Source organism: Acinetobacter yuyunsongii, assembly GCF_041021915.1.
Taxonomy (GTDB): Bacteria; Pseudomonadota; Gammaproteobacteria; order Pseudomonadales; family Moraxellaceae; genus Acinetobacter.
On sequence record NZ_CP157435.1, the window covers coordinates 596566 to 622158 of the forward strand.

23 protein-coding genes, 4 tRNA genes and 2 pseudogenes are annotated in these 25593 nt (G+C 40.0%); 19 read left to right on the plus strand and 10 right to left on the minus strand.

Features of this window, described 5'->3' with window-relative positions; all coding sequences use genetic code 11:
* Positions 1-12: 12 nt before the first annotated feature.
* A pseudogene (locus tag ABLB98_RS02845) lies at positions 13-945 on the plus strand (IS5 family transposase).
* Positions 946-956: 11 nt separating this feature from the next.
* On the opposite strand, the gene ABLB98_RS02850 reads toward ABLB98_RS02845, so the two are convergent.
* Positions 957-1259: a DUF2218 domain-containing protein gene (locus tag ABLB98_RS02850; RefSeq protein WP_348882845.1), complete on the minus strand. Its 303-nt coding sequence runs from the start codon at positions 1257-1259 to the stop codon at positions 957-959.
* Between the two features lie 178 nt (positions 1260-1437).
* On the opposite strand from ABLB98_RS02850, the gene rpe reads away from it, so the two are divergent.
* From rpe to ABLB98_RS02925, 15 genes are all read left to right on the plus strand, one after another.
* Positions 1438-2124: a ribulose-phosphate 3-epimerase gene (rpe, locus tag ABLB98_RS02855; RefSeq protein WP_005158714.1), complete on the plus strand. Its 687-nt coding sequence runs from the start codon at positions 1438-1440 to the stop codon at positions 2122-2124.
* 365 nt (positions 2125-2489) lie between these two features.
* Entirely contained in the window at positions 2490-2909 is a 420-nt protein-coding gene (locus tag ABLB98_RS02860; protein WP_348882844.1) for a hypothetical protein, read from the plus strand.
* Positions 2910-2977: 68 nt separating this feature from the next.
* Positions 2978-4918: a copper resistance system multicopper oxidase gene (locus tag ABLB98_RS02865; RefSeq protein ID WP_348882843.1), complete on the plus strand. Its 1941-nt coding sequence runs from the start codon at positions 2978-2980 to the stop codon at positions 4916-4918.
* A complete protein-coding gene (locus ABLB98_RS02870) occupies positions 4905-5804 on the plus strand; it encodes a copper resistance protein B (protein ID WP_348882841.1) in 900 nt (299 codons plus the stop codon). Before ABLB98_RS02865 ends, ABLB98_RS02870 begins: the two co-directional genes overlap by 14 nt.
* Before the next feature lie 82 nt (positions 5805-5886).
* The gene (locus tag ABLB98_RS02875) at positions 5887-6309 is read left to right on the plus strand and encodes a cobalt transporter (RefSeq protein ID WP_348882840.1); all 423 of its coding nucleotides are present in this window, start codon (positions 5887-5889) and stop codon (positions 6307-6309) included.
* 86 nt (positions 6310-6395) lie between these two features.
* Positions 6396-6941 (plus strand): hypothetical protein, encoded by a 546-nt coding sequence (locus tag ABLB98_RS02880; protein WP_348882839.1) that lies wholly within the window; start codon positions 6396-6398, stop codon positions 6939-6941.
* A gap of 167 nt (positions 6942-7108) precedes the next feature.
* Entirely contained in the window at positions 7109-7426 is a 318-nt protein-coding gene (locus tag ABLB98_RS02885; protein WP_004952367.1) for a multidrug efflux SMR transporter, read from the plus strand.
* Between the two features lie 63 nt (positions 7427-7489).
* Positions 7490-7978 carry a methylated-DNA--[protein]-cysteine S-methyltransferase gene (locus tag ABLB98_RS02890; RefSeq protein WP_125271985.1) on the plus strand — a complete coding sequence of 163 codons (489 nt, stop codon included), beginning with the start codon at positions 7490-7492 and terminating at the stop codon, positions 7976-7978.
* Positions 7979-8327: 349 nt separating this feature from the next.
* Positions 8328-9548: a bifunctional glutamate N-acetyltransferase/amino-acid acetyltransferase ArgJ gene (gene argJ / locus ABLB98_RS02895; protein WP_348882838.1), complete on the plus strand. Its 1221-nt coding sequence runs from the start codon at positions 8328-8330 to the stop codon at positions 9546-9548.
* Positions 9549-9691: 143 nt separating this feature from the next.
* Positions 9692-10756, plus strand: a complete 1065-nt coding sequence (nadA, locus tag ABLB98_RS02900) for a quinolinate synthase NadA (RefSeq protein ID WP_348882837.1) — start codon at positions 9692-9694, stop codon at positions 10754-10756.
* Positions 10757-10899: 143 nt separating this feature from the next.
* A tRNA-Pro gene (locus ABLB98_RS02905) sits at positions 10900-10976 on the plus strand.
* A 68-nt stretch (positions 10977-11044) separates the two neighbouring features.
* Positions 11045-11121: transfer RNA gene (locus ABLB98_RS02910), tRNA-Arg, on the plus strand.
* Positions 11122-11157: 36 nt separating this feature from the next.
* Positions 11158-11233, plus strand: a tRNA-His gene (locus tag ABLB98_RS02915).
* A 4-nt stretch (positions 11234-11237) separates the two neighbouring features.
* Positions 11238-11314: transfer RNA gene (locus tag ABLB98_RS02920), tRNA-Pro, on the plus strand.
* A 140-nt stretch (positions 11315-11454) separates the two neighbouring features.
* Positions 11455-12090 (plus strand): nuclease-related domain-containing protein, encoded by a 636-nt coding sequence (locus ABLB98_RS02925; RefSeq protein ID WP_087547903.1) that lies wholly within the window; start codon positions 11455-11457, stop codon positions 12088-12090.
* A 196-nt stretch (positions 12091-12286) separates the two neighbouring features.
* Here the strand turns inward: ABLB98_RS02925 and ABLB98_RS02930 are convergent, their stop codons facing one another.
* The 7 genes from ABLB98_RS02930 to ABLB98_RS02960 all read right to left on the minus strand — a co-directional run bounded on the left by ABLB98_RS02930 (position 12287) and on the right by ABLB98_RS02960 (position 20937).
* A complete protein-coding gene (locus ABLB98_RS02930; protein ID WP_348882836.1) occupies positions 12287-12742 on the minus strand; it encodes a hypothetical protein in 456 nt (151 codons plus the stop codon).
* A 38-nt stretch (positions 12743-12780) separates the two neighbouring features.
* On the minus strand, positions 12781-14022 hold the full coding sequence (locus tag ABLB98_RS02935) for an MFS transporter (RefSeq protein ID WP_348882835.1): 1242 nt from the start codon (positions 14020-14022) through the stop codon (positions 12781-12783).
* A 75-nt stretch (positions 14023-14097) separates the two neighbouring features.
* Positions 14098-15738, minus strand: coding sequence for a malate dehydrogenase (quinone) (gene mqo / locus ABLB98_RS02940; protein ID WP_348882834.1), 1641 nt, complete (start codon positions 15736-15738; stop codon positions 14098-14100).
* 350 nt (positions 15739-16088) lie between these two features.
* The gene (locus ABLB98_RS02945; RefSeq protein ID WP_348882833.1) at positions 16089-17372 is read right to left on the minus strand and encodes a ribonucleotide-diphosphate reductase subunit beta; all 1284 of its coding nucleotides are present in this window, start codon (positions 17370-17372) and stop codon (positions 16089-16091) included.
* A gap of 41 nt (positions 17373-17413) precedes the next feature.
* Positions 17414-17878, minus strand: coding sequence for a hypothetical protein (locus ABLB98_RS02950; RefSeq protein WP_004682967.1), 465 nt, complete (start codon positions 17876-17878; stop codon positions 17414-17416).
* A gap of 24 nt (positions 17879-17902) precedes the next feature.
* Entirely contained in the window at positions 17903-18031 is a 129-nt protein-coding gene (locus tag ABLB98_RS02955; protein ID WP_005158656.1) for a hypothetical protein, read from the minus strand.
* 71 nt (positions 18032-18102) lie between these two features.
* On the minus strand, positions 18103-20937 hold the full coding sequence (locus ABLB98_RS02960) for a ribonucleoside-diphosphate reductase subunit alpha (RefSeq protein WP_348882832.1): 2835 nt from the start codon (positions 20935-20937) through the stop codon (positions 18103-18105).
* A gap of 545 nt (positions 20938-21482) precedes the next feature.
* On the opposite strand from ABLB98_RS02960, the gene bfmR reads away from it, so the two are divergent.
* Together bfmR and bfmS are read left to right on the plus strand one after the other, a co-directional pair.
* Positions 21483-22199 carry a response regulator transcription factor BfmR gene (gene bfmR / locus ABLB98_RS02965; protein ID WP_004655457.1) on the plus strand — a complete coding sequence of 239 codons (717 nt, stop codon included), beginning with the start codon at positions 21483-21485 and terminating at the stop codon, positions 22197-22199.
* A 40-nt stretch (positions 22200-22239) separates the two neighbouring features.
* Positions 22240-23880 (plus strand): sensor histidine kinase BfmS, encoded by a 1641-nt coding sequence (bfmS, locus tag ABLB98_RS02970; protein ID WP_005158651.1) that lies wholly within the window; start codon positions 22240-22242, stop codon positions 23878-23880.
* 88 nt (positions 23881-23968) lie between these two features.
* Here the strand turns inward: bfmS and ABLB98_RS02975 are convergent, their stop codons facing one another.
* A complete protein-coding gene (locus tag ABLB98_RS02975; protein WP_005158632.1) occupies positions 23969-24325 on the minus strand; it encodes a hypothetical protein in 357 nt (118 codons plus the stop codon).
* A gap of 122 nt (positions 24326-24447) precedes the next feature.
* Positions 24448-24627: pseudogene (locus ABLB98_RS02980) on the minus strand (GGDEF domain-containing protein); the annotation flags it as partial.
* A gap of 410 nt (positions 24628-25037) precedes the next feature.
* Here ABLB98_RS02980 and ndhC point away from each other — a divergent pair.
* Positions 25038-25589, plus strand: coding sequence for an NADH-quinone oxidoreductase subunit A (gene ndhC / locus ABLB98_RS02985; protein ID WP_004663758.1), 552 nt, complete (start codon positions 25038-25040; stop codon positions 25587-25589).
* Positions 25590-25593: the final 4 nt, after the last annotated feature.

Here is a 25593-nt window from a genome sequence, read left to right on the forward strand (position 1 = left end):
TATAATTTTCAAATGAAGAAGCCTACACAAAAAATCTACCGCACAACCAATTGGCCCGCATATAACCGAGCTCTCATTAATCGTGGGAATATTGCCATTTGGTTCGATCCAAAGACCCAGTGGTATACACAATCACAAGGCAAGCATGGTCGAAATCAAACTTACTCTGACACCGCTATTCAATGCTGTTTAATGATCAAATCTTTATTCAGACTCTCTTTACGTATGGTCACAGGTTTTGTTCAAAGTCTGATTAACCTTTGCGGATTAAATTGGGCAGCACCAGATTACAGTACGCTTTGTAGAAGACAAAAGCAGATTGATATTCAAATTAGCTATGAGAAGAGTTGTAATGGACTGCATCTACTCGTCGATTCCACGGGCTTGAAGTTTTTAGGTGAAGGTGAATGGAAACGTAAAAAGCATTAGCCGAAATATCGTCGCCAATGGCGTAAATTACATATTGGTATAGATGCTAAAACCCTGCAAATACGCGCTATTCAGCTCACAACCAATAATGTCAGTGATTCACAGGTACTTGGTGATTTACTTAATCAGATTCCACAAGATGAGCAGATTGACTCTGTTTATACCGATGGAGCTTATGACACCAAGAAATGCCGTCAGGTCATTGCAGATAGGCAAGCGCATGCGGTGATTCCACCTAGAAAAAATGCGAAACCATGGAAAGATACAAAGATCAGCTCGCTAGAGCGAAATGAATTACTTCGAACAGTTAAACGTTTAGGCAGCACACTATGGAAAAAATGGTCAGGCTATCATCGGCGAAGTTTGGTTGAAACTAAGATGCATTGCATCAAGTTATTAGGCGATAAACTCAGTGCTAGGAATTTTGACAGCCAAGTGAATGAGATCCATGCACGCGTAGCCGTATTAAATAAATTTACAGAATTAGGCAGACCTCATACCCAAGTTGTAACCTAAATTTTAGCAACTTAGGAAAACTCTGCCGTCAAAGGCTTTATGCAACAAAGCCACTCAACAATAAAATCTTGTTGTGCCATACGATTTAAATGATCAATAACCACCTGTTCTAGACGAGCAACATCTTCTTGCTGATTTTCAATCAATACATCTAAAAGCTGTTCTTGTGGTGTAAGCGTCACTGTTGCTGTCGGCATAAAAATTTTTGAATACAGCTCAGTCTCTGATACTTCAAATTTGTGCTTCCAGTGATTCAATAAACGTTTACTGATACGTTTACCATCGTGAGTTGTAATTTGTGTCGTACTATTCATTTTTTAACTGCATATGATTTCACCATTAAAAATAGCAAAATCGTATGCAGTCAAAAACAGTATTCATGCAACGTGTTGTTGCAAGTTTGCAATGTCGTAATCGTATCTTTGTAACAGCCTAAAGCCGATGAATTTGTTATAATTCAATTATCATTTTTCAAAGTTTGCCAGGTCATTCATGTCCAAGCCTTATTTAATTGCTCCTTCGATTTTATCTGCTGATTTTGCACGTTTAGGTGAAGATGTAGAAAAAGTTTTAGCTGCGGGTGCAGACGTTGTGCATTTTGATGTCATGGATAACCATTATGTACCAAACTTAACTTTTGGTGCAGGTATTTGTAAGGCATTGAAAAATTATGGAATTAAGGCGCCAATTGATGTGCATCTGATGGTTTCACCTGTTGATCGTATGATCGGTGATTTTTTGGAGGCAGGCGCAGATATTATTACTTTCCATCCAGAAGCAACGGATCATATTGATCGTTCTTTACAACTGATCAAGGCGGGTGGTGCTAAAGCAGGTTTAGTTTTCAATCCAGCAACCCCTTTACATTACCTTGATTATGTTCTCGATAAAGTAGATCAAATTTTATTGATGAGTGTGAACCCTGGTTTTGGTGGGCAAAAATTTATTCCAATGACATTGGAGAAACTTCGCCAAGCACGCAAAATCATTGATGCCAGCGGTCTTGATATTCGTTTAGAGGTTGATGGTGGTGTTGGCCCAGCAAATATTCGTGAAATTGCTGAAGCGGGTGCGGATATGTTTGTAGCTGGTTCGGCAATTTTTGGTCAACCTGACTATAAAACTGTAATTGATCAAATGCGTGCAGAATTAGCTCAAGTTGGTGCAAAAGACATTTAGTGTTTTCATCCTATTTCTCACATAAGGTTGTGGATAACTTTGTTTATAACTGGGTGGATAACCGTGTTGATAAGCAAGTGGATAAGATGTTGTTAAAATAAACAAAATGATTTCAGTTGTTTATATTCTCAACAAAAATATCAAAAAAGGACAAATTTTTGTCCTTTTTTTGTACGTCAAGTCCTTTATTTTGCTTTATTTTTGTTCATAACGTATTTTATTATTTTTCGCTTGATAAATCGGCAATCTTGTTGCTTAAATGCAAGGAATTAGCATAATTGAACATAAAGTAGATTGTGCATAAGATAGAAAGAAATTATGCTAAGTAAATCGCATTCATTTGATGATTGATCTAAGGATATTTAGTGCAACTTCATAAAAAATACAAGCATCTATGGTTTGTATTCCTGATGATATTTTTCATCGGGGGAAGTGGTGCGTCTATTGCAGCAGTCCAAAAGATTCAACTTGATCAAAAGATGCCTACAGCGAAAGTGATACCATGTCATGATCAACAGATGACACGTCCGCATCATCAAATGGATATGTCGCATGATGTAACCAATGTGGTTAAATGCCATGATGGGCAAATGCAAGATCAGCAACATTGCCCCGATTGTAATAATATTTCACATTGCCAAACGATTAATTTTGCACTCGATCAACAAATTCCAAGCCTGTCTGTTTCACCTTTTTTTGAGCTAAACACTTATAAAAATACTGAGTATCAAGCTCGTCATCTTGCAGGGCATTGGCAAGAAATTTTACGTCCTCCTAGAACCTAATCTGTCTTAGAAGCTCTTTTTCGCTTCAACGAGCGATTTAAAAATAGTTCACAGATTAGGAAAATATTATGTCCTCAAAAATATATGCTGGTGTCATTGCTGGCTTAAGTCTAATTTTTGCGCCTTATAGTTTGGCTGCAATAAAAGAATATCATCTGAACATTAATCAAGGAATGGTCAATGTTACTGGAAAACCTGTCAAACGTATTACGGTAAATGGCAAATTTATTGCGCCGTTATTAGAGTTTGAAGAAGGGGATGAAGCGGTCATTCATGTGCATAATCAACTCAAAGATCAAGATACGTCATTACATTGGCATGGATTGCTTTTGCCAGGATTGATGGACGGTGTGCCTGGTTTTAATGGCTTTAAAAGTATTAAGCCGAATGGCAGTTTTGAGTATCGTTTTAAAGTTCGTCAAAACGGAACTTATTGGTATCACGCGCATAGTAAAGGACAGGAACAAGATGGCCTATATGGCCCTTTGGTAATTTATCCGAAAGGCAAACAACCTGTCGCTGCACATGAGAAAGCTGAGCGTGATTATGTGGTGATGTTGTCTGATTTCCATGAAACAGAAAGTGACAAGATCATGGCAAATTTGAAGAAGTCGGCTGAGTATTATCAAAACCAACGTGAAACAGTGGGTGATGTCTGGAAGCAGGTGAAACAAGACGGTTTAAAAGCAACTTGGAAAGATCGTTCGATGTGGAATCAGATGAGGATGCTTAAAACTGATTTATCTGATGTCACTGGTTACACTTTCTTGGTGAATGGACAAACACCACAACAAAATTGGACTGCTATTTTTAACACCGATGAAAAGATTCGTTTGCGATTTATTAATGCTTCAGCGATGTCTTTTTTTGATGTACGTATTCCAAACTTAAAAATGACTGTGGTTAGTGCCGATGGTCAGCCAGTGAAACCCTTTCCTGTGGATGAGTTTCGTATTGGCACAGCAGAAACTTATGATGTGTTAGTGGAACCTAAGCAGGCACATTATCAAATTGAAGCTGAATCAATCGACCGTTCTGGTTTTGCAATTGCTTCATTGCACAATAGCATGACACCGAATACGCAAAAGGTTCATATTCCTAAAGCGCGCCCACGTGCATTATTGACGATGGAAGATATGGGCATGGATCATGGTTCGCATGGTCAGATGGATATGAGCAAAATAGACTATGGTTCAGATCAGCCAGTGAATATGGCCAATATGAATCATAGTCAGCATCAGATGCCTCAAGGTAAAGCACCAGTTACACCGATGCAAAAAACAGCGATGGATCATCGCTCACATGAAAAAATGGACATGTCGAAAATGGATCATAGTGGACATGATCAGATGAACATGTCGGGTATGGATCATAGTGCACACGGTCAGATGGATATGTCAGCTTCAGCAACGCCCTCAGATCATAGCCAACACCAGATGGTGGTATCTTCTGAAAAAACAACTTCAGATATCGTTCAGGGCTGGGCGAATGCAGCAACACCAATCGGTCAGAAAGCCTTAACTTATGCAGATTTGAAGTCGTTGCAATCACAACCTGAGCGTTATAGTCGTCCAGCAGAGCGAGAATTGGTGATTCGTCTTGGGGGCACGATGGAGCGTTACATCTGGACGATTGATGGTAAGAAATTTAGTGATCCTGACTTCAAACCTTTAACCGTGCGTTATGGCGAGCGTATCCGTCTCAAATTTGTGAATGAAAGTATGATGGCGCATCCAATGCATTTACATGGCATGTTTATGCAGTTGGAGAATGGTCAGGCACCGCAGGATATGCCAAATAAACATACGGTGATCGTGCCGCCGGGCAAAACTGTTACAGCTCTACTGACTGCGGATGAGCTCGGTGAATGGGCGATTCATTGTCACCTGTTATACCACATGAGTGCTGGCATGATGAGTAAATTGATTGTCGCAAATGTCGATGGCAGCAACGTTTCACAAACTATGTCTGTTCAACCTACTCAAGGAGTGAGCCATGCACATCACTAAGCAAGCTTCTACGATGAAACGCTATACACAATTATTGGCAATTGGTGGCATGGTTTCTTGTTTGAGTGTATTTGCATCTGCACATGAGGGGCATGATCAAATGATGCAAATGGATCAGTCGGTACAACAGAATATATTGATGGAGACATCATCTCCTGTTGATCATTCAGAACATCAACCTGAATTAAAGCAAGTACCATCTGATATTCAACATGATACACATGATCATCATCGTGAACATGGTGGACAAATTTATCAAGCCACAGCGATTAAAAATGCATGGATCGTTGATGACGATGGTCGAGGCAGTGCCAGTACTGAGCTAAAAACATGGGTGGGAAGTGATAAAAATAAAATATTCATTCAAGCACATGTTGAAAAAGCAGAATCGGAAAAAACTCAAACCGAAACAAAGCTGTTATACAGCCGCAATGTTGCTGACTTTTGGGATGTACAAACAGGTGTTCGTTATCAATATCAGCCTGAGCAAAAGCATGATAAAAATCAATGGGACGCGGTATTGGGATTACATGGTCTAGCGCCGTATTTTTTTGAAACCGAAGCCTATATTTATGCAGGACAAAACCAACGCTGGCAATTGAGTTTAGAAACAACACGCGATGTATTATTTACGCAAAAGTTGATTGCTCAACCTTATTTGAATGCAGATGTAATATTCAATGATGAGTCAAGTTATGCAAGTAAATCTGGATTATTTAAACTTCAGATAGGCCTGCAAACGCGTTATGAAATCAGTAAAAAAATAATGCCATTTATTGATGTCGCTTATGCATACAACAAAGGTTTGAAACAAACCGAATTACAGTCGGCTACAGACAGTAAAAAAGGTTGGCTATATGGTTTGGGACTTACGTTAAAGTTCTGATCCTTTGTCTAAAATGTCACTATCTTGAGATACTGTTGGTTTATACTAGCAGTATCTTTTTTGAGTCATTCATGGTGCATAAATGGCTTTAGAACAACAAGACAATTTAATAACTGATAAAGCAAATGAATCTCTAAGTCGGAGAGAAAAATCACAAAATTTGATAACTCAATTTGACACTGTTCCACGTGATGGCGGCAGTATGAAAGTCAGTTTTTATTATATTCCACACATGAGTAGTTTGGTGGAAGTACAACGTATTCGAAAAGCATTATTGCCATTTGCTGAAATCTTAGTTGAACATAGTATTGATTTAGATACACGTCATCTAACTTTATATCATTATTATGCAATTGATGAAGTGACAATTGCTCTAATTCGCTTGAGCTTGGGAGCTGAGTTACAACAAACTTTGTCACATTATGAACCTTTAGAAATGAATACTTTGAATACAGATACTGCAACTTTACAGGAGCATAAAAATGAGTCACAGGATAGTTATTGAAGTGCTTTAAGTCATTTTTTAATTTCATGCTTCAATCATTTAAAGCAATGGATAAAATGCTTACAAGGAAAGAAGGATAATTAAGCATGCCAAGATGGATGTATGGCCTACTAGGATTGGCTATCGCATGGTTAATTTGGACAAATTTTTTAAAACCTGTTCCTGATTTAGATCAACTCAAGAAACAACAGAATGTTCAAATCATCGAATTAGAAAAGTATGAAGGTTCTTTCCGTGTCTTATCCAAAGAAGATTATCATTGGGGAAGAGAAGCTGAATTTTCACCGATCGACATTGCAGTCGGTTGGGGAGAGATGGCGAAACCGCAAGTGTATGAGCACATTGATATTTCTCAAAGTAATCGTTGGTATTATTGGAAAGTTAAAAATGAGCCGCCTATTTCATTAAGAGAGATTGCAACACATAGTACCAACATGCATTTAGTCCCAGCAAATCCTTCTGTGGCATCGCAAATGAAGAAGATAAAAAAAGATGATTTGGTCTATTTAAAAGGTTCATTGATTGAGATTCAGGCTTCAGATGGCTGGCGATGGAAAAGCTCTCTATCTCGAGAAGATACAGGGAATGGTGCTTGTGAACTCATGAAAGTTGAAAGTATCGTTTGGCAGTAATAGTTGTGTTAAGAAATTTTAATTATTTCAAATGTTTAAATTATCTAGATACACAACAATTCGCACAATTGCGCATTTTACAGTAAACTGTTCAACTAAGGTGGACGACCTCCTTGCAAAGAATCACGTTGGGACGACCCGACTATTGATAAAGTAGACGGTTAAAAATGGCTTGGGCAATTTTAATCTTGGCGGGTATTTTTGAAATTATTTGGGCATATTCTATGAAAATGTCTGAAGGTTTTACAAAGTTAACGCCAAGCATCGTGACCATTGTTTTCATGATTTTAAGTGTTGTTTTATTATCGATTTCAATGCGTTCACTTCCTTTAGGTACAGCATATACGGTGTGGACAGGGATTGGAGCGATTGGCTCTTTCGTGGTGGGTATTCTCATTTTGAATGAGCCGATGACCGCAATGCGAATGATTGCAGCAGTGTTGATCGTATCTGGTCTGATTTTAATGAAATTGTCTTCAAATTAAGAAAATTCAGCATCTTATCGGATTGAGTAAGCTGAATAGAACAAAGCCTATGGGGAATTTTTAATGCAATTGGTTTATATGTATATGGATTCTCCTGTAGGTGCATTAAAACTGGTTGCACATGACCAGGCTTTAGTTGCAGTCATGTGGGATAATGAAGATCATAAAAGAGTTCGTTTAGCAAAGCCCTTAGAAGATCATCAACATCCGATGTTACAGCGAGTTAAAAAACAATTAGAAGAATACTTTGTAGGGCAGCGCCAACAATTTGATTTACCTCTTGATTTTCATGGCACTGATTTTCAGCAGCAGGTTTGGAAGGCTTTATTGACGATTCCTTACGGGGAAACACGTAGTTATAAAGAGATTGCACTCCAGATTGGTAATGAAAAAGCTGTACGTGCAGTGGGTGCTGCGAATGGTAAGAATCCGATTTCGATTATTGCGCCGTGTCATCGAGTGATTGGATCGAGTGGGGCATTAGTTGGTTTCGCTGGTGGGTTGGATAAGAAGCAGATTTTACTCAGTTTAGAGCAAAGTCAAATTCCATAATCTGTATTGTTAATACTCGATTTTCATTGCTTTTTGGAATAAGCTACTTAACAGATATGAATCCACATATTTTATGACTTGAACCGTAACTCAGTTATTGGCGAGGCAGTGTCTTGCTTAGCGTAATCCAATATTAGGAATAACCTTCGGTTCGAGTTACTTTGGTTTCGCCCAAAGTAACCAAAGGCATTGTCATCTACAAAACCTGTTCACTTGCTGCATTTGTTTTATCTATCGCAGAAACGGGATATTACAAATACCACGCAGGTTGTAGATGAACTTTCCGAGTCTCATATATAGGGTATGTATTCATTTTCTTTTTCATAACAAATTGAATGGAAGTTTAAAAATGGCTGTTGGTGACGTAACAATGCCACTTATGCATGTGGTGCAGGGTGTAAAAATTGGCTCAACTGAGGCGTATGTACGTTATCCAAATCGACGAGATCTAGTCATTTTTGAATTTGCTGAAGGTTCAAATGTAGCAGGTGTATTTACTCAAAGTGCATTTGCTGCTGCGCCAGTTTTGCTTAGTAAAAAACACTTGGTAGAAAATACACCACGTTATTTGATTATTAACACTGGTAATGCAAATGCGGCAACAGGAACTGTAGGTTATAAAAATGCAGAAACAACTTGTGCCAAATTAGCGGAATTAGCAGGTGTCCAAGCGAATCAGATTCTACCATTTTCAACAGGTGTAATTGGTGAGCAACTTCCGATTGAGCGTTTAGTTCAAGGTATTCAGCCTGCATTAAATGATTTAAATGCGGATCGTTGGGCTGAAGCTGCTTCTGGCATTATGACCACAGATACTACTCCGAAAGGTGCATCTGAACAGTTTGAGCTTGATGGTGTGACATACACCATGACTGGAATCAGTAAAGGTGCGGGTATGATTCGCCCGAACATGGCAACCATGTTGAGCTTTGTTGCAACAGATGCACCAATATCAAAAGTACTTGTTCAGCAACTGTTACAAACGACTGTCGAACATTCGTTTAACCGCATCACAATCGATGGCGACACTTCAACCAATGACTCATGTATTTTTGTAGCAACAGGTCTAGCTGGTGGCGCAGAAATTGAGTCACAAGATGACCCTCGTTACCAACAAGTGCTGGATGTACTTGCGCGTATTATGAATCGTTTAGCACAATTGATTGTTCGTGATGGTGAAGGTGCAACTAAATTCATTACGGTACAGGTTGATGGTGGAGAAAATACTCAAGAATGTTGTGATGTTGCCTATAGTGTTGCCGAGTCGCCGTTAATTAAAACAGCTTTATTCGCTTCAGATCCAAACTGGGGGCGAATTGTGATGGCGATTGGTAAGGCAGGTGTACCCAACCTAGATAGTAGTAAAGTACAAGTTTGGTTAGGTGATCTACAGATTTGCTTAGATGGTGGTGCAAACCCAGATTATACTGAAGAAGCAGGTGCAGCCGTCATGGCTGAAAAGGAAATTAGCATTCGTATTGACCTCGGTCGTGGTACAGCTAAAGACACGGTTTATACCTGTGACTTTTCTTATGACTATGTCAAAATTAATGCCGATTATCGTTCATAAATTTGCGTTATAATAAAGCCTCCACAGTGAGGCTTTTTTTATAAGCTGGTATGTGGATAGTGTGATATTAACTAAATGCTCACCAAGATACCCACGTTATAAGTTTGCAGCGATGCAAGCACGCAGGATAGAGAAGACGCTTTATGAATGATGCGAATTTAATTGCGAACGAAGCCAAAAATATTGTGCAGGCGCATTTAGATCGTTTGGGCGAGCCAAAGGACAATAGTCTTAGCCCAGAAGTGAAACAAGAAAAGTTTGCCCAAATTGCAGCTGAGTTGAAAAAGCGAAATGCAGTGCTTGTGGCTCACTATTACTGTGATCCTGAAGTACAAGAGCTTGCTGAACTGACAGGGGGCTGTGTTTCTGATTCATTGGAAATGGCACGTTTTGGTCGTGATCATCCTGCAACAACCCTTGTGGTGGCAGGGGTGAAATTTATGGGCGAAACCTCCAAGATTCTCTCACCAGAAAAAACAGTGTTGATGCCAACTTTGGAAGCCACCTGTTCACTGGATTTGGGTTGTCCTGTAGATGAGTTTACCGCATTCTGTGATCAGCATCCTGATCATACCGTGGTGGTGTATGCCAATACCTCGGCGGCTGTAAAAGCACGTGCCGATTGGGTTGTGACTTCAAGTTGTGCGGTTGAGATCATTGAACATTTAGATAGTTTGGGCGAAAAAATTATTTGGGCACCTGACCAACATTTAGGTCGCTATATCCAGAAGAAAACTGGTGCAGATATGCTGCTTTGGGATGGTGCCTGTATCGTGCATGAAGAATTTCGTGCCCGTGGTATCGCGCAAATGAAAGCACTTTATCCCGATGCGGCGGTTTTGGTACATCCTGAATCACCTGAATCAGTAGTGGATATTGCTGATGCGGTGGGGAGCACCTCGCAACTGATTAAAGCAGCTCAGACCTTGCCACATAAACAAATGATCGTGGCAACGGATCGCGGTATTTTCTATAAAATGCAACAAGCAGCGCCTGATAAAGAATTATTTGAAGCACCAACCGCAGGTGAGGGGGCAACTTGTCGTTCATGCGCACATTGTCCGTGGATGGCGATGAATGAACTGGATGGAATCTTGCATGTATTACAACATGCCGATCAAGAAATACACGTTGATCCTGCTCTTGCTGAACGCGCGAAATTACCCTTAGATCGAATGTTGAACTTTAGTGCTTCTTTGAAACGCTAAAACGTCTAAAAATGCTTGTTAAATATACATTTGATAAGGATTTATTCTTTTTTTGAAAAATAGGTGTTGACGTTCTAGGGCGTCGCGCCTAGAATGCACACCGTACCGCACGATGTGCGATACGCTAAAAGCTGAAAAGAAATCGGAGCATAGCACAGCCTGGTAGTGCACCTGGTTTGGGACCAGGGGGTCGTAGGTTCGAATCCTACTGCTCCGACCATTTAAAATATGTTGAAAAACATAGTTTTAAATATCGGCGAAGTATCGTGATAGTATTATCATCGTTATGCGCCTGTAGCTCAGTTGGATAGAGCATCCGCCTTCTAAGCGGATGGTCACAGGTTCGAATCCTGTCAGGCGCGCCATTTGGCAGCTTGGTATGTAGAATCAAAGTTTTGATGGTGGATGTAGCTCAGTTGGTAGAGCCCCGGATTGTGATTCCGGTTGTCGCGGGTTCGAATCCCGTCATTCACCCCAATTTCGGAGCATAGCACAGCCTGGTAGTGCACCTGGTTTGGGACCAGGGGGTCGTAGGTTCGAATCCTACTGCTCCGACCATCATCTTTAAGATGAGATAAAAAACCGCTAAGTTAGCGGTTTTTTTACGTCTGAATTAATTGATTATGTTATTAATATAATATTTATAACGTATTAGATTTATTATTTTAAACTTCAAAACTATAAGTGATTGGGAAGAGATGCTTTTCTATTTTATTTTTATCATTATTATTTTAGCTGTTCTTACTTATTTGAAATCGCCCCATTTTAAAGGAAAGATGGGTGAACTCATGGTTGCCGTACATGTCGATAAAGCATTAGGCGATGAGTATATTCTGTTAAATAACTGTACGATTCCTGACCAAGAGCAGGGAACAACACAAATTGATCACATTCTAATAAGTCCTTACGGTGTTTTTATTATAGAAACGAAAAACTATACGGGTTGGATTTTTGGTAGTGCTCGTCAGAAACAATGGACGCAAAAGATTTATAAAAAAAGTTATAAATTTCAAAATCCATTACATCAAAACTACAAACACATGAAAGTTTTGGAGATGATTTTAAGTGATATACTTGAACCAAAATATTTGCATTCAGTTATTGTTTTTACTCCTAGAAGTGAATTCAAAACAGAGATGCCTGAAAATGTATTTCGTGGAAAGGCATGGATAAATTATGTAAAGAGCTTCAATGAGGAAGTAATCAGTTCAATGAAGCAAAAAAGAATTCATTACAGAATAGAAAAAGAAATATTGGAATCTTCATGGAAAACAGATCGCCAACATGTTGAATATCTCAAACAGAAAAGTACGAATAACAAGCACTTGAATTAGAAAAACAATTACTGAAAGTCGGCGTAGTAACACAATCACGATATTTTGATCACAAAACTAATCCTACAGGACACGAATATCAATTTCTATTGGGCACTAAACCTGCTCAACTGACTTTGCAGGATACACTTCAGTTTATGGTTACATATAGAAAAAATGATTTGATCAAGAACACAAAAAACATAAATGTTAGGGTTTATAGCGCACCATATTTTTGCCATGTTTCACCCGTTTCATAGTTTGCATAATGGCTTTTCAGTTCATGCAGTGATTGGCTTTGGTAGATTGCAAAAACGATCATGATCAAAAACAGGCTGATCAACTTAATGGCGCGTTTATGTTTATATTCACCCTCATATAAATAGAAAATACAGTAAAAAGCGATGATCAAATAGGTGTAAAATAAAGAGTGAAAGCCCAGATAGAGCAACAGTAGTGCTGTAATCGCCAGAGCAATTCGATTTTTTAAGATGTTGGGGCGCAAGCTGAGTACGTTCAGAATCAACAGACCCAAAGAAGTCCAGAACAAATAGGCTTGCCCCCCGATAATGACAATATAGGTCGACTGTAGCCACAACAGCACTAGCCATACAAAAACGGAAAAAATAATAAATTTGGAGGGGCCTGAAGATTCGGGCAAAGTGTGTTTCATATGATATTGGTTTTTTAAATAGCTGTTTGTTTGGGGGGTTAAAAATGAAACTTCAATAAATCTTTGGTTTTGATCTTGGTCAGTAGCACACAGAACAAAGACAGTGAACCGCCAATCAACATAGCGGGCACCACGCTAAAAAAGCGTGTCATCACACTGGACTGCAATGCACCCAGCTCATTACTGGACGTGACAAAGATGCCATTAATAGCAGCGACACGTCCAAGCATGTCCTTGGGTGGAATCAGTTGCAGAATCGTTTGACGAATAATTATGTTGATGCTGTCACATGCCCCCATGATAATGAGAACTGCAATGGAAAAATAGAGGTGTCTGGTAACAGCAAATAACAAAGTACATAGCGCAAAGCCAGTGACCGCAATGAGCATCATCTGCCACGGTCTGGATTTGGGCAGGTAACGCACCAAGATCAGCATCATGACCAAGCCACCAAATGCAGGCGCAGTGCGTAATAGACCAAAACCATCGGCACCGACATGCAAAATATCTTGGGCAAAAATGGGCAGTAGCGCGATGATGCCGCCAAAGAAAATAGAGCCGAGATCGAGAAACATCGCCCAAAAAATAATTTTGGTTTTAAAAATAAATTGTAGTGCGTCTTTTAGACTTTGAGTTACCGATTCTGTTTGGATTTGAGGAAAATCTCGTTTTTGCAAACACCAGAGGGCAATACTGCCACTTAAAAAAAGTGCCACGATGACGCTAAAAGTAATATCCAAATCCAGATGTGCCAATAGAAAACCGCCAACCACGGGTGCAAGTATGCCGCAAGCTTGCCAACACATGCTGGTCCATGTTGCTGCATTAGTATACAAATGTTCGGGTACGACAAAAGGACGTAAAGAATTAAAGCAGGGACTGTATATGCCGCGAATACAGCCAAATAAAAATAAAATACTCAAGGATGAGATTAATAATAAATTTGCACTGATGGTTTGGGTGTGGAAAAGATCAAAACTGATCCACAAAGCAATCGATAAGGGGATGGCAAAGCTAAAACTGATTTGTAAAATACGCTGCCGATTAAAACGATCAGCAATATAACCACCCCATAAAGACAGCGCCATAAAAGGTAAAAAATCCATGATCCCGAGTAAACCGAGGAAAAGTGGATTTTTGGTGATTTGATACAAATGAAAGGCAATCAGCACCTCTTGAATCAGCACCGCAAAAGTCAGGCAGCATTGATTGAGAGTCAATAACTTAAAGTCACGACTGGCAAATGCAGCAAAAGCAGAGTGGGGTGCAGCAGAAGGCATAGTATAAAAATAAAAGACAAAATGAGAAAAAGGGAAGAGCCAAAACTCCTCCCTTTTTGATGTACTTAGCGTTACTTATTGAGCAACAGCTTCCGCTTTTTCGACTTTCTTAGCAGGAACTAAGTTTGCTGGAGTCGTATAATTCAAGCCCAAAGTTGCACTTGAGTATTGACGGATTTGATCTAACAACGCTGGATCTGTTGCAAGGTCTTTACCATAAGAACGTACGATCTCATGCAATTTGTCATTCCATACACCTTTAGTCTGCTCAGGGAATGCTTTTTCAAGCAAGTTAAGCATGATGTAAGGTGATGTAGATGCACCCGGAGAAGCACCCAACAATGCAGTTACAGACTTGTCTTTAGATGCAAAGATTTCTGTACCGAATTGCAATTTGGCAGGTTTGCCTGGCTCTTTTTTGATGATCTGAACGCGTTGACCACCTTGTTGTAAATGCCAGTCTTTAGGGTCAGCTTCAGGGTAGTATTTTTTCAACTCGTTGAAACGATCTGCATCAGACATTAACACTTGGCTTACGAGATACTGAACAAGATCAGCATTTTGTAGACCAATTGCAGCCATAGGCAAGACGTTGTTTTTGTTGGTCGATGCAAGCAAATCAAGCTGTGAACCATGTTTTAGGAACTTGTTTGAATAGGTTGCAAATGGGCCAAACAACACATATTTTTTACCGTCGATATAACGGGTATCGATATGTGGAACAGACATTGGAGGCGCACCCAGATCAGCACGACCATAGACCTTGGCCGTGTGTTTTGCTGTTACCGCAGGATTGTCAGTCACAAGGAACTCACCACCCACAGGGAAGCCCGCATATTGTTGCGCTTCTGGTAAACCAGTCATTTGCAATAATTTAATTGCAGCACCGCCAGCACCAATAAACACGAAACGTGTTTTTACATGACTGACTTCACCAGATTTGACATCTTTGAATGCAACAGACCAAGTATTATCGTCATTCTTACTAATCCCAGTGACTTCAGTCGAAGTTCTGAGTTTAAAGTTTGGACTTTTCTCGAGATTGTTAATCAATTGCTTGGTGATTGCACCGTAGTTCACGTCAGAACCAACGTCCATACGAGTTGCAGCCACTTTTTGCTGAGGATCACGACCGTCCATCACCAATGGTGCCCACTGCTGAATTTCGGCTTTGTCCTCACTCAATTTCATGCCAGCGAATAACGGATTTTGAATCATGGCAGCATAACGCTTTTCCATGAAGTTCACATTATCGCCCCATACGAATGCAATGTGTGGTACTGGGTTAATGAATGTACTTGATGTTTCTAATACACCTTGTTTCACTTGATAAGCCCAGAATTGCTTAGCAATTTCGAATTGGCTTGCTACTTTAACTGCTTTAGAAATGTCCATTTTACCGTCTTTTTCTTCGGTATAGTTCATTTCCATAAAGCCAGAGTGTCCTGTACCCGCATTGTTAAAGCCATTTGAACTTTCTTGTGCGACTGCATCAAGACGTTCATACATGCGGATGTTCCAGTCAGGTTGTAACTCGTTGAGATATGTACCGAGCGTGGCACTCATGATACCGCCACCGATAAGTACAACATCAACCACAGGTTCGTCGTTTTTCGTTTTAATTGCCTTAGACGTAATCGGTCTAAAAAGAAAGGCAATTGCAATAACTATGAGTACTAGAAGTAGTACTAATAAGTACTTCCAAAATTTTTTCATTCAATTTACCTTAAAAATTAAATGACCCCCTATATGGATGATATAGAGAGAAAAGATTTAAATGATGAGTGAGCGCAAATGCACATCAGCACAGGGGTTGCCCAACTGATGCGAGAGGAAAAAGTTCGTGAATTTTACTTTAATTTAGGCAGTGTTTTTGTTTACCAAATGTTTAAAAATGTAAGATTCAAGATCACTTGGATAGTGGTTTATTTAGCTTATTGTTAAAAAAGAAATTATATTTACTTTGTTTAATTTTATTTGATAAGAACTGGCATGGCATTTTAATAGCTATAAAAAAGCCGTCTTTGAGACAGCTTTCTTATATGGGTGACTTGGTGAGCAAATACTTACCAGCTCAAAGCACCACCAGTTTGGTAATCCGTAACGCGCGTTTCAAAGAAATTCTTCTCTTTACGCAAGTCCATCATCTCAGACATCCATGCAAATGGGTTTGTTACACCAGCGAATTGCTCTGGTAAACCAAGTTGCGATAAACGACGGTTACAGATGAATTTCAAGTATTCTTCCATCATGCTTGCATTCATACCCAATACACCACGTGGCATCGTATCACGTGCGTATTCGATCTCAAGCATGGTACCTTCAAGAATCATTTGAATGACTTCTTGTTGGAATTCGGCAGTCCAAAGGTGAGGGTTCTCAATCTTGATTTGGTTGATCATATCAATACCAAAGTTCAAGTGCATAGATTCATCACGTAGGATGTATTGGAACTGTTCAGCAACACCGTTCATCTTGTTACGACGGCCCATACTCAAGATTTGAGTGAAGCCACAGTAGAAGAAGATTCCTTCAAGTACACAGTAGAATGCGATCAAGTTACGAAGTAAGCGTTGGTCGTTTTCAGGTGTTCCTGTGTGGAATGTAGGATCACTTAAAGATTGTGTATATTTCAAGCCCCATGATGCTTTACGTGCAACACTTGGAATCTCACGGTACATGTTAAAGACTTCGCCTTCATCCATACCTAAAGATTCAATACAGTACTGATACGCATGTGTATGAATCGCTTCTTCAAATGCTTGACGCAAGATGTATTGGCGGCATTCAGGGTTTGTAATATGGCGATAGATTGCTAATACCAAGTTATTTGCAACCAACGAATCTGCAGTTGAGAAGAAACCTAAAGAACGCATGACAATGGTACGCTCATCTTCTGTTAAGCCATTTTCAGACTTCCAAAGCGCGATGTCATGGTTCATGTTCACTTCTTGCGGCATCCAGTGGTTTGCACACCCGTCAAGATACTTTTGCCAAGCCCACTCGTATTTAAATGGAACAAGTTGGTTCAAGTCTGCGCGACAGTTGATCATGGCTTTATCATCAACTTGTACGCGCTGTGCACCCATTTCAAGCTCTTCTAAGCCTGATGCAACATCAAGGTTTTCTAGGGCTGCAGATGCTCTAGCCAACGAATCGGTTGGATTTGTTGCTCGGTTGGCACTGGTTCCAGTGGGTTGTGCAACTGCCACGCGCGGCGATGGTTGCTCTGAATCAGATACCACTTGCGTATTAAGCGTTTTTTGCGAGTCGAGGGACGCAGACTTGTGTTCAGGTGCAGTCGGTTTTTGCGTATCATCTTCAAAATCGTCCCAGCTAAGGATAGACATATTTAATCTCACTATAATCTTAATTTATTTACATTGCAGTTTTAAAAAATGAAAATGGCGCATAAGAAACACAGCAAAACAAAAAGGGTAATAATCAATCCCATCATCGCTAAACGTTTGAGATTGATAGTTGCGGGAAGTGAGTTTGGCGTTAATAATTTGCCTGTTTCATCATAAATGGCAATCGCTCTTGCCCCGCTACTTAGCCCTAGCTCTTGTAATGCTCGTATTTCTACTTGTGTTAAACCAAATTCCATTCGCTCCATTGCTTGAATAAACATATAAGGAGCTAAATACTTAAAACCGCCACCACCACGTTTGAGTAACTGCGTTAATGTAGTTTCAGCGATACTAAAATCACCTAATAACGAACGTGGATGTGAAAACTGTGCACATTCAGTTAGATATTCTGTAGAAGATGGATAATGAAGTACTATCCGATCGACATAAATCTGTACTAAAACAGCAGGAGCATTAGCATATCGTTCTAAATCAGTTTGAAGCATAGTTCTACTTCCCAATAAAGCACTTTATTGATCTTGCTTACGCTGTTGTTTCCGAATGGCTAAAAATGCATAGACCATTGGTACATAAAAGAAAATAAAGGCAAAGATTAAAACAGCTAGTCCTAACATATAGTTATGGCTAATATTGAACATAATCCTTGCCTCTTTCCTTTAAATCTTAAATAAACCCTACTTTATTTAAGAAGGGTTTCTCCAAGATCTAATTACTGACAAGCTTCACAATCTGGATTGTCGATTGAACAAGCCATTGGTACTGGAGCTGCTGTTGTGAAACCATCTTCTTCAACTTGAACTTCAGGTTTTTTCTCTTCAACTGCTTGAGCCGCAACGATAGGTGCTTCAATTGTCGCTGGTTTTACTGCATTCAGTGCACCAGTGTTAATTGTTGATTTCTCAGCAGATGTTGCACCTAAAGCTCGGAGGTAATACGTGGTTTTAAGACCACGTAACCATGCCATCTTATACGTGATGTCCAGTTTCTTACCATTCGCCCCAGCGATGTAAAGGTTCAATGACTGTGCTTGATCGATCCACTTTTGACGACGAGATGCAGCATCTACGATCCAACGTGTATCCACTTCAAACGCAGTTGCGAAGATCGCTTTTAACTCTTCAGGAATGCGTGCAATCTTTTGTACTGAACCTTCGAAGTGTTTCAGGTCATTCACCATCACAGTGTCCCACAGACCACGTTCTTTTAATGCACGAACAAGGTAAGGGTTGATCACGGTGAATTCACCAGAAAGGTTAGATTTCACATACAAGTTCTGGAATGTTGGCTCAATTGATTGAGACACGCCACAAATGTTTGAAATGGTTGCTGTAGGTGCAATTGCCATCACATTCGAGTTACGCATACCGTCTTTTTGAACTTTGGCACGTAAGCTATCCCAATCTAAACGTTGTGTACGATCAACTTCGAACATACGCTCTGGACGAGATTTCGCAACAATTTCTAAAGAGTCGATTGGCAAGATACCTTGATCCCACAATGAACCTTTAAATGTTTCGTAAGTACCACGCTCAACCGCCAAGTCACTAGACGTTTGAATCGCGTAGTAGCTAATCACTTCCATAGATTCATCGGCAAATTCAACTGCAGCATCTGAACCATAAGCCAAGTTCATTTCATAAAGTGCATCTTGGAAGCCCATGATGCCCATACCTACAGGACGATGTTTCAAGTTTGAATTGCGTGCTTGTGGTACCGCGTAGTAGTTGATGTCGATCACGTTGTCGAGCATACGAACTGCTGTTTTTACTGTACGTGCAAGCTTTTCACGGTCTAACACACCACCTTGAACGTGTTGTACAAGGTTGATCGAACCTAAGTTACATACCGCAATTTCATCTTTGCTTGTGTTTAATGTGATTTCTGTACACAAGTTAGAAGAGTGAACCACGCCTACGTGTTGCTGTGGTGAACGCAGGTTACATACGTCTTTGAATGTGATCCACGGGTGACCAGTTTCAAACAGCATCGACAGCATTTTGCGCCACAAATCTTTTGCACGGATTTTCTTGTGCAGCATGTTTGTTTCTTTGGCAATGCTTTCGTAGTAAGCATAACGCTCAGCGAATTCTGCGCCTGTTAAGTCATGTAGATCAGGGGTTTCAGAAGGTGTGAAGAGTGTCCATTCTGCATCTTCGAATACACGTTGCATAAACAGGTCAGGAACCCAGTTCGCAGTGTTCATATCGTGGGTACGACGACGGTCATCACCAGTGTTCTTACGCAGTTCCAGAAATTCTTCGATGTCCAGGTGCCAAGTTTCAAGGTATGCACAGACTGCACCTTTACGCTTGCCACCTTGGTTTACCGCAACAGCAGTATCGTTCGCCACTTTAAGGAATGGAACGACACCTTGTGACTTACCGTTAGTCCCTTTGATATATGAGTTCAAGGCACGAACTGGCGTCCAGTCATTACCTAAACCACCTGCCCATTTAGATAGCATCGCGTTGTCACGCATTGCACCATAAATGTCATATAGGTCATCACCAATTGTTGTTAAATAACAGCTTGATAATTGTGGACGTAATGTACCAGAGTTAAACAGGGTTGGCGTAGAAGCCATATAGTCGAAGCTAGACAATAAGTTATAGAACTCAATTGCACGTTCTTCTTTATTTTCTTCATTGAGCGATAGACCCATCGATACGCGCATAAAGAATAATTGCGGTAATTCGAAACGTACGCCATTTGAGTGAATGAAGTAACGGTCAAATAAAGTTTGTAGACCTAAATAAGTAAACTGGTTTGAACGTTCTGGTTGGATCGCTGCTGCCAATTTTGCAAGGTCAAAATCAAGAAGATCAGCAGAAAGAAGATCAAGCTCGATCCCTTTCTTCAAGAAAGTTTCTAAAGCATCATTTTCTAATGTGTCTGTAGATAGACCTAAGAACTCTAAACCTGTGCTCACTAGCTCATTACGTAATAAGCGTGCAGTTACATACGTGTAGTTTGGCTCTTGCTCGATACGAGTACGTGTTGCCATCATCATGGTCGTTGCGATGTCGCTTTCTTTTACACCGTTGTATAAGTTTTTAACGGTTTCATCGACGATCGCTTGAACATCAATCCCTTCCAAACCTTCACTTGCTGTTTCGATTGTCGCTGTAAGTGCACCGAGGTCTAATGGTTGGAGCTGTCCATGAGCATCAGTGATTTGAAGGGTAGGATGATGGTTCGCACCTGCTTGCTGACGGGCAGTGGCACGTTGTTCACGATAAATAACGTAGGCACGTGCAACTTTTTGCTCACCTGTACGCATCAGGGCCAATTCAACTTGGTCTTGAATTTCTTCGATATGAATCGTACCGCCAGAAGGTAAACGACGATTAAACGTATTGAGTACCATCTCTGTTAATTGAGTGATACGGTCATGGATGCGACTAGAGTCAGCACCTTGTTGACCTTCAACAGCTAAAAAGGCTTTCCCGATCGCAACAGAAATCTTTTCGGCATTAAATGTCGCAATTTCTCCAGTGCGCTTAATAACCTGAATTTGGCCAGGTGCGGAAGTGATGATGCTCATGTCAGCATAGCTCCATTATCATCTATTTTTATGTTCATAGACCGTTTGAACCGTGCACAGAATATGTCACGATGTTTGAGGGATAAACACAATACTTAGTGGTTAAAGTTTATTTTCAACACAAGATACGGGATTTTTAACAGCAGATCAATCTTGACATTTTACTAAAGTTTTTTTTGTGTTTTAACTGCTGTATTCACAGGCACATAGCATAGCAAAGGGCTTTAAAAAGACGTATAGATAACTCTGTGGATAACTCAAAAAACAGACACTTAAATTATTTCGGAAGCGCAAAGAAACAAATTGTTTAATACTGGTACAAAATTTATACTCAATATCCATGTTGTTTGTAACAAGCATGTAATTCTGGAAAAGACATTAAAATTCATCATATTAATAAAAATATAACAAAACTGGGTGGACGTGTATCAGTTTGGTGAACGCCTACTTGTTTACAATGTAAACGTGTGTATATTGCAAAACATAAACCAATGTATCTGTCAGATTTTTATAGATAGATTCACTCTAATTGTAGGGGCATACAAATGAGCCAAGAAGAAAAGTTACCAAAAATTTTGATCGTTGAAGATGACGAACGTTTAGCTCGCTTAACACAAGAGTATTTGATTCGTAACGGTTTAGAAGTTGGGGTCGAAACAGATGGTAATCGTGCGATTCGCCGTATTATCAGTGAGCAACCAGATTTAGTTGTCTTGGATGTGATGTTACCAGGTGCAGATGGTTTAACCGTTTGTCGAGAAGTTCGTCCACATTACCATCAACCGATCTTGATGTTAACCGCGCGTACAGAAGATATGGATCAGGTACTTGGTTTAGAAATGGGTGCAGATGACTATGTTGCTAAACCCGTTCAACCACGTGTGTTATTGGCTCGTATTCGTGCTTTATTACGTCGTACTGATAAAACAGTTGAAGACGAAGTTGCTCAACGTATCGAGTTCGATGATCTCGTGATTGATAACGGTGGCCGTTCAGTGACTTTAAACGGTGAGCTGGTTGATTTTACGAGCGCTGAATATGACTTATTGTGGTTGCTAGCTTCAAACGCAGGGCGCATCTTATCTCGTGAAGATATTTTTGAGCGTCTCCGTGGTATTGAATACGATGGTCAAGACCGTTCGATCGATGTGCGTATTTCACGTATTCGTCCAAAAATTGGTGATGATCCAGAAAATCCAAAACGTATCAAAACTGTGCGTAGCAAAGGTTATTTATTCGTTAAAGAAACTAACGGGATATAATTTGCATCTTGCTTTAAATTAGCTTGGATTTATTTCCCTTATGGTAAGTCGAGTACTAAAAAACAGCATTTTCTTGCGAATTTATGCTGGATTAGTGGTTTTAGTTGTTGTTGTTGCCGCATTTTGTTATTTGCTGGTACAGGTCATCAACTATCAACGCGCGCAAGAATATCGTGAATATCTGACGGATGGTATTTCATATGTCATCAGTGAGGGGGTATCTCGACAACCTCAAAAACAACAAAAGCTAGATTGGATTTCTGATGCTTCCGATTTACTAGAACTTCCAATCTACTATGTTGATGCAGCACGTGTAGAGCTTTCTCGTACTGAGAAAAAGCGGATTGCTGAGCAGAAATCAGTGGTTCGTTATGATGCCAATAATGGTGTGGGTTATATCATTATTGGTCTGAAAGATGATGCGAAACATTATCTTTATATCAAAGTGGATAAGCTCGGCGAGCGCCAAATGAAGGCGTTGCCAATTTTTGTACTGGATTATTTGATTTTTTATCCGGGGCAAGAGCGTGAATATTTAGAAAGAATTAAAAAGCATTTTTACTATCCGATTACGATTGCCAATATTAAAGATATTAATCTAGATTCAGAGCAAATCGGTCGTTTACGTCAAGACCAAAGTATTCTGTTATATAAGGATAGTGCAACTGTACGTGGTACAACGATTTCAATTGTTTCTCCAATGCCAAACCATCCTGCACAAGTTCTTATCTTAGGTCCAGTTCCAATGTTTAATTGGATGCCTTTTCAGCTTTCAGCAGGTATTACCTTATTTAGCTTATTCTTATTAAGTCTAGGTGTTTACGGTTTAATTCTACCGCTTGAGCGGAAAATTCGTCAGGTTCGTCATGCCCTGAATAAAATGAAATCGGGTGACCTGTCATTACGTGTTCCGATTGAAGGCACAGATGAAATGGCAAATTTGGCATCAAGTTATAACAATATGTCAGACCATATCCAGCGCCTGATTGAGGCGCAACGGGAATTAATGCGCGCAGTGTCGCATGAACTCAGAACGCCTGTGGCGCGTATCCGCTTTGGTATGGAGATGCTGGCAGAAGAGGATGACTATAGTTACCGTATTCAGCAGGTGGAGATGATTGATAAGGATATTGAGGCACTCAATACCCTGATTGATGAAATCATGACCTATGCGAAACTGGAGCAGGGTACACCATCTTTGGACTTTGAGGACCTTGTGCTGGTCGAAGTACTTGATCAGGTTGCAATGGAAACTGAAGCACTGAAGACTCAAAAAGAAATTGAGTTAATTGCACCGCCGTTGTCATTATCTGTAGATGCTGAACGTCGCTATTTGCATCGTGTGGTACAAAACTTGGTTGGAAATGCCGTTCGTTATTGCGATCATAAAGTTCGAATTAGTGGTGGTGTTCGTGCTGATGGTAAGGCATATGTCTGTGTAGAGGACGATGGGCCGGGCATTCCAGAGCAAGAGCGCGCACGTATTTTTGAAGCCTTTGCTCGTTTGGATGATAGTCGTACACGCGCATCAGGTGGGTATGGTTTGGGTTTATCAATCGTGAGTCGTATCGCGTATTGGTTCGGTGGAGATATTATGGTAGACCAAAGCCCTAACTTAGGTGGCGCACGTTTTACCATGACATGGCCAGCGAAGCGTTATAAACAAAACATAAAAAAATAGTTTTAATTCATTTAAGCTTGTATGAAGAATATAAGAAAGCCAAAGCATCAAGCTTTGGCTTTAATTTTTTATGAAGCATAAATATTGCTTATTCATGAATAGATGAATCAGGCTCGATTAATGGATGACCAGACCTTAAGCCATTCAGTGCATCTATATTAAAATCTAGAAGTAATGAATTATTTTTTACGTCTATTTTATAACTTTTAATCAATGGTTGATCTCCATTTAATGTTTCAACTTTATAGCTATCAGCAATGTTTAGAATACTTTCAAGATTGGTTGTTGTTGCCGCAAAGTCTTCTCTAAAGACTTCATAGATATCTCTTAGGTCGAAAATTGCATTATCAGCATCAGGGTGTTTTTGAATATAACTTTCAATGTGCCGCATCAGCAGCTGTGAAAAAAAGAAATAATCTGAGTCATGTGTATATTCTAAATGCATATTTTTCTCCTTGTTTGCTACTTTTAGAATATCGATCTCTCGGCCAAATAGTGTATAAAGTTAATTAAAGCATGTAGCTGAATTGCAACATATTATGTCGAAATGACAACCTGATTTCGGCCCTATCTTTTTGCGTGGTAAAGCGCATTGTCCGCCTGCTTGAATAAATGCTCAATCGGCTGGTGATTTTCGGGCGTGCAAATGCACAGGCCAATGCTAAGCTGAATGAAAAAATGCTGCTATTGATCAATTGAAATAGGAGTTTGGCTCATGTGTCGGCGAATCTGTTCGGCACAGGTATGAACAGCCTCAATGCTGACACTTTTCTTTGGGGTAAATTAGGTCGGGCTATTATATAAATTTTGTTTAAATTTTCAGCACAAATTTGTATCAATGCAATGATTTAGTTCATGCTGCAATATTTTTGAGCATTGATGACAAGTTGCGGATATTTTTGGCGCAAGAATAAAGAAAAAAATGATTAACATTGGTTAGTCGATTTGATAATTCGATTTTTAAGGGTGAATTTGTAGCGATCTAGGTCGTATCAGGAAATTAATCAACAAAATCATCCTAAAGACTAAAGCGCTTCAACTAGCATGAGAAATTAGAAATCAGGTACAATTGGCGGGATTAATTTTGTGTTTGGTGTATTTGAAGGCCAATACATACATTCTTTGTTAAAAATAGGCCTGCCAGGAGTTATCCCCGCATGAGTGCCATTACTCCATACGATTGGGCGATTATCGCCTTCGTGATCGGCGTTACATTTCTTTGCGTTTTTATGCTTACAGTTCCCTTACTCCTCGGGGGTAAAGCATGGGGGCGTGCGAAGCAAGAGCAGTTTGAATCAGGTGTAGTTGGTGCGGGCGGTGCTCGTATCCGCTTGTCAGCCAAATTCTATTTAGTTGCAATTTTCTTCGTTGTCTTTGACTTGGAAGCTCTTTACCTCTACGCATGGTCGACATCAGTTCGTGAAGTAGGTTGGTTTGGATTTACCACGGTCGTTATTTTTGTTGTCGATCTTTTGATCGCTTTGGTTTATGCAATTTCTGTAGGCGCGCTGAATTGGGCACCTGTAGATCGTCGTAAATCTGCCGGTGTGACAACAAAAATTGGTTCACCGAATATGAATATTGCTGACATTACTCGATTCAATAATATTGAAGAGCTTGTTGTCGATCCTACTGGTCATATTCCAGCACAGTCTTCTGGTCGTGTTAAGTCTAAAACACCGACTACATCATCATTTGAACAGGAGTAAGTCG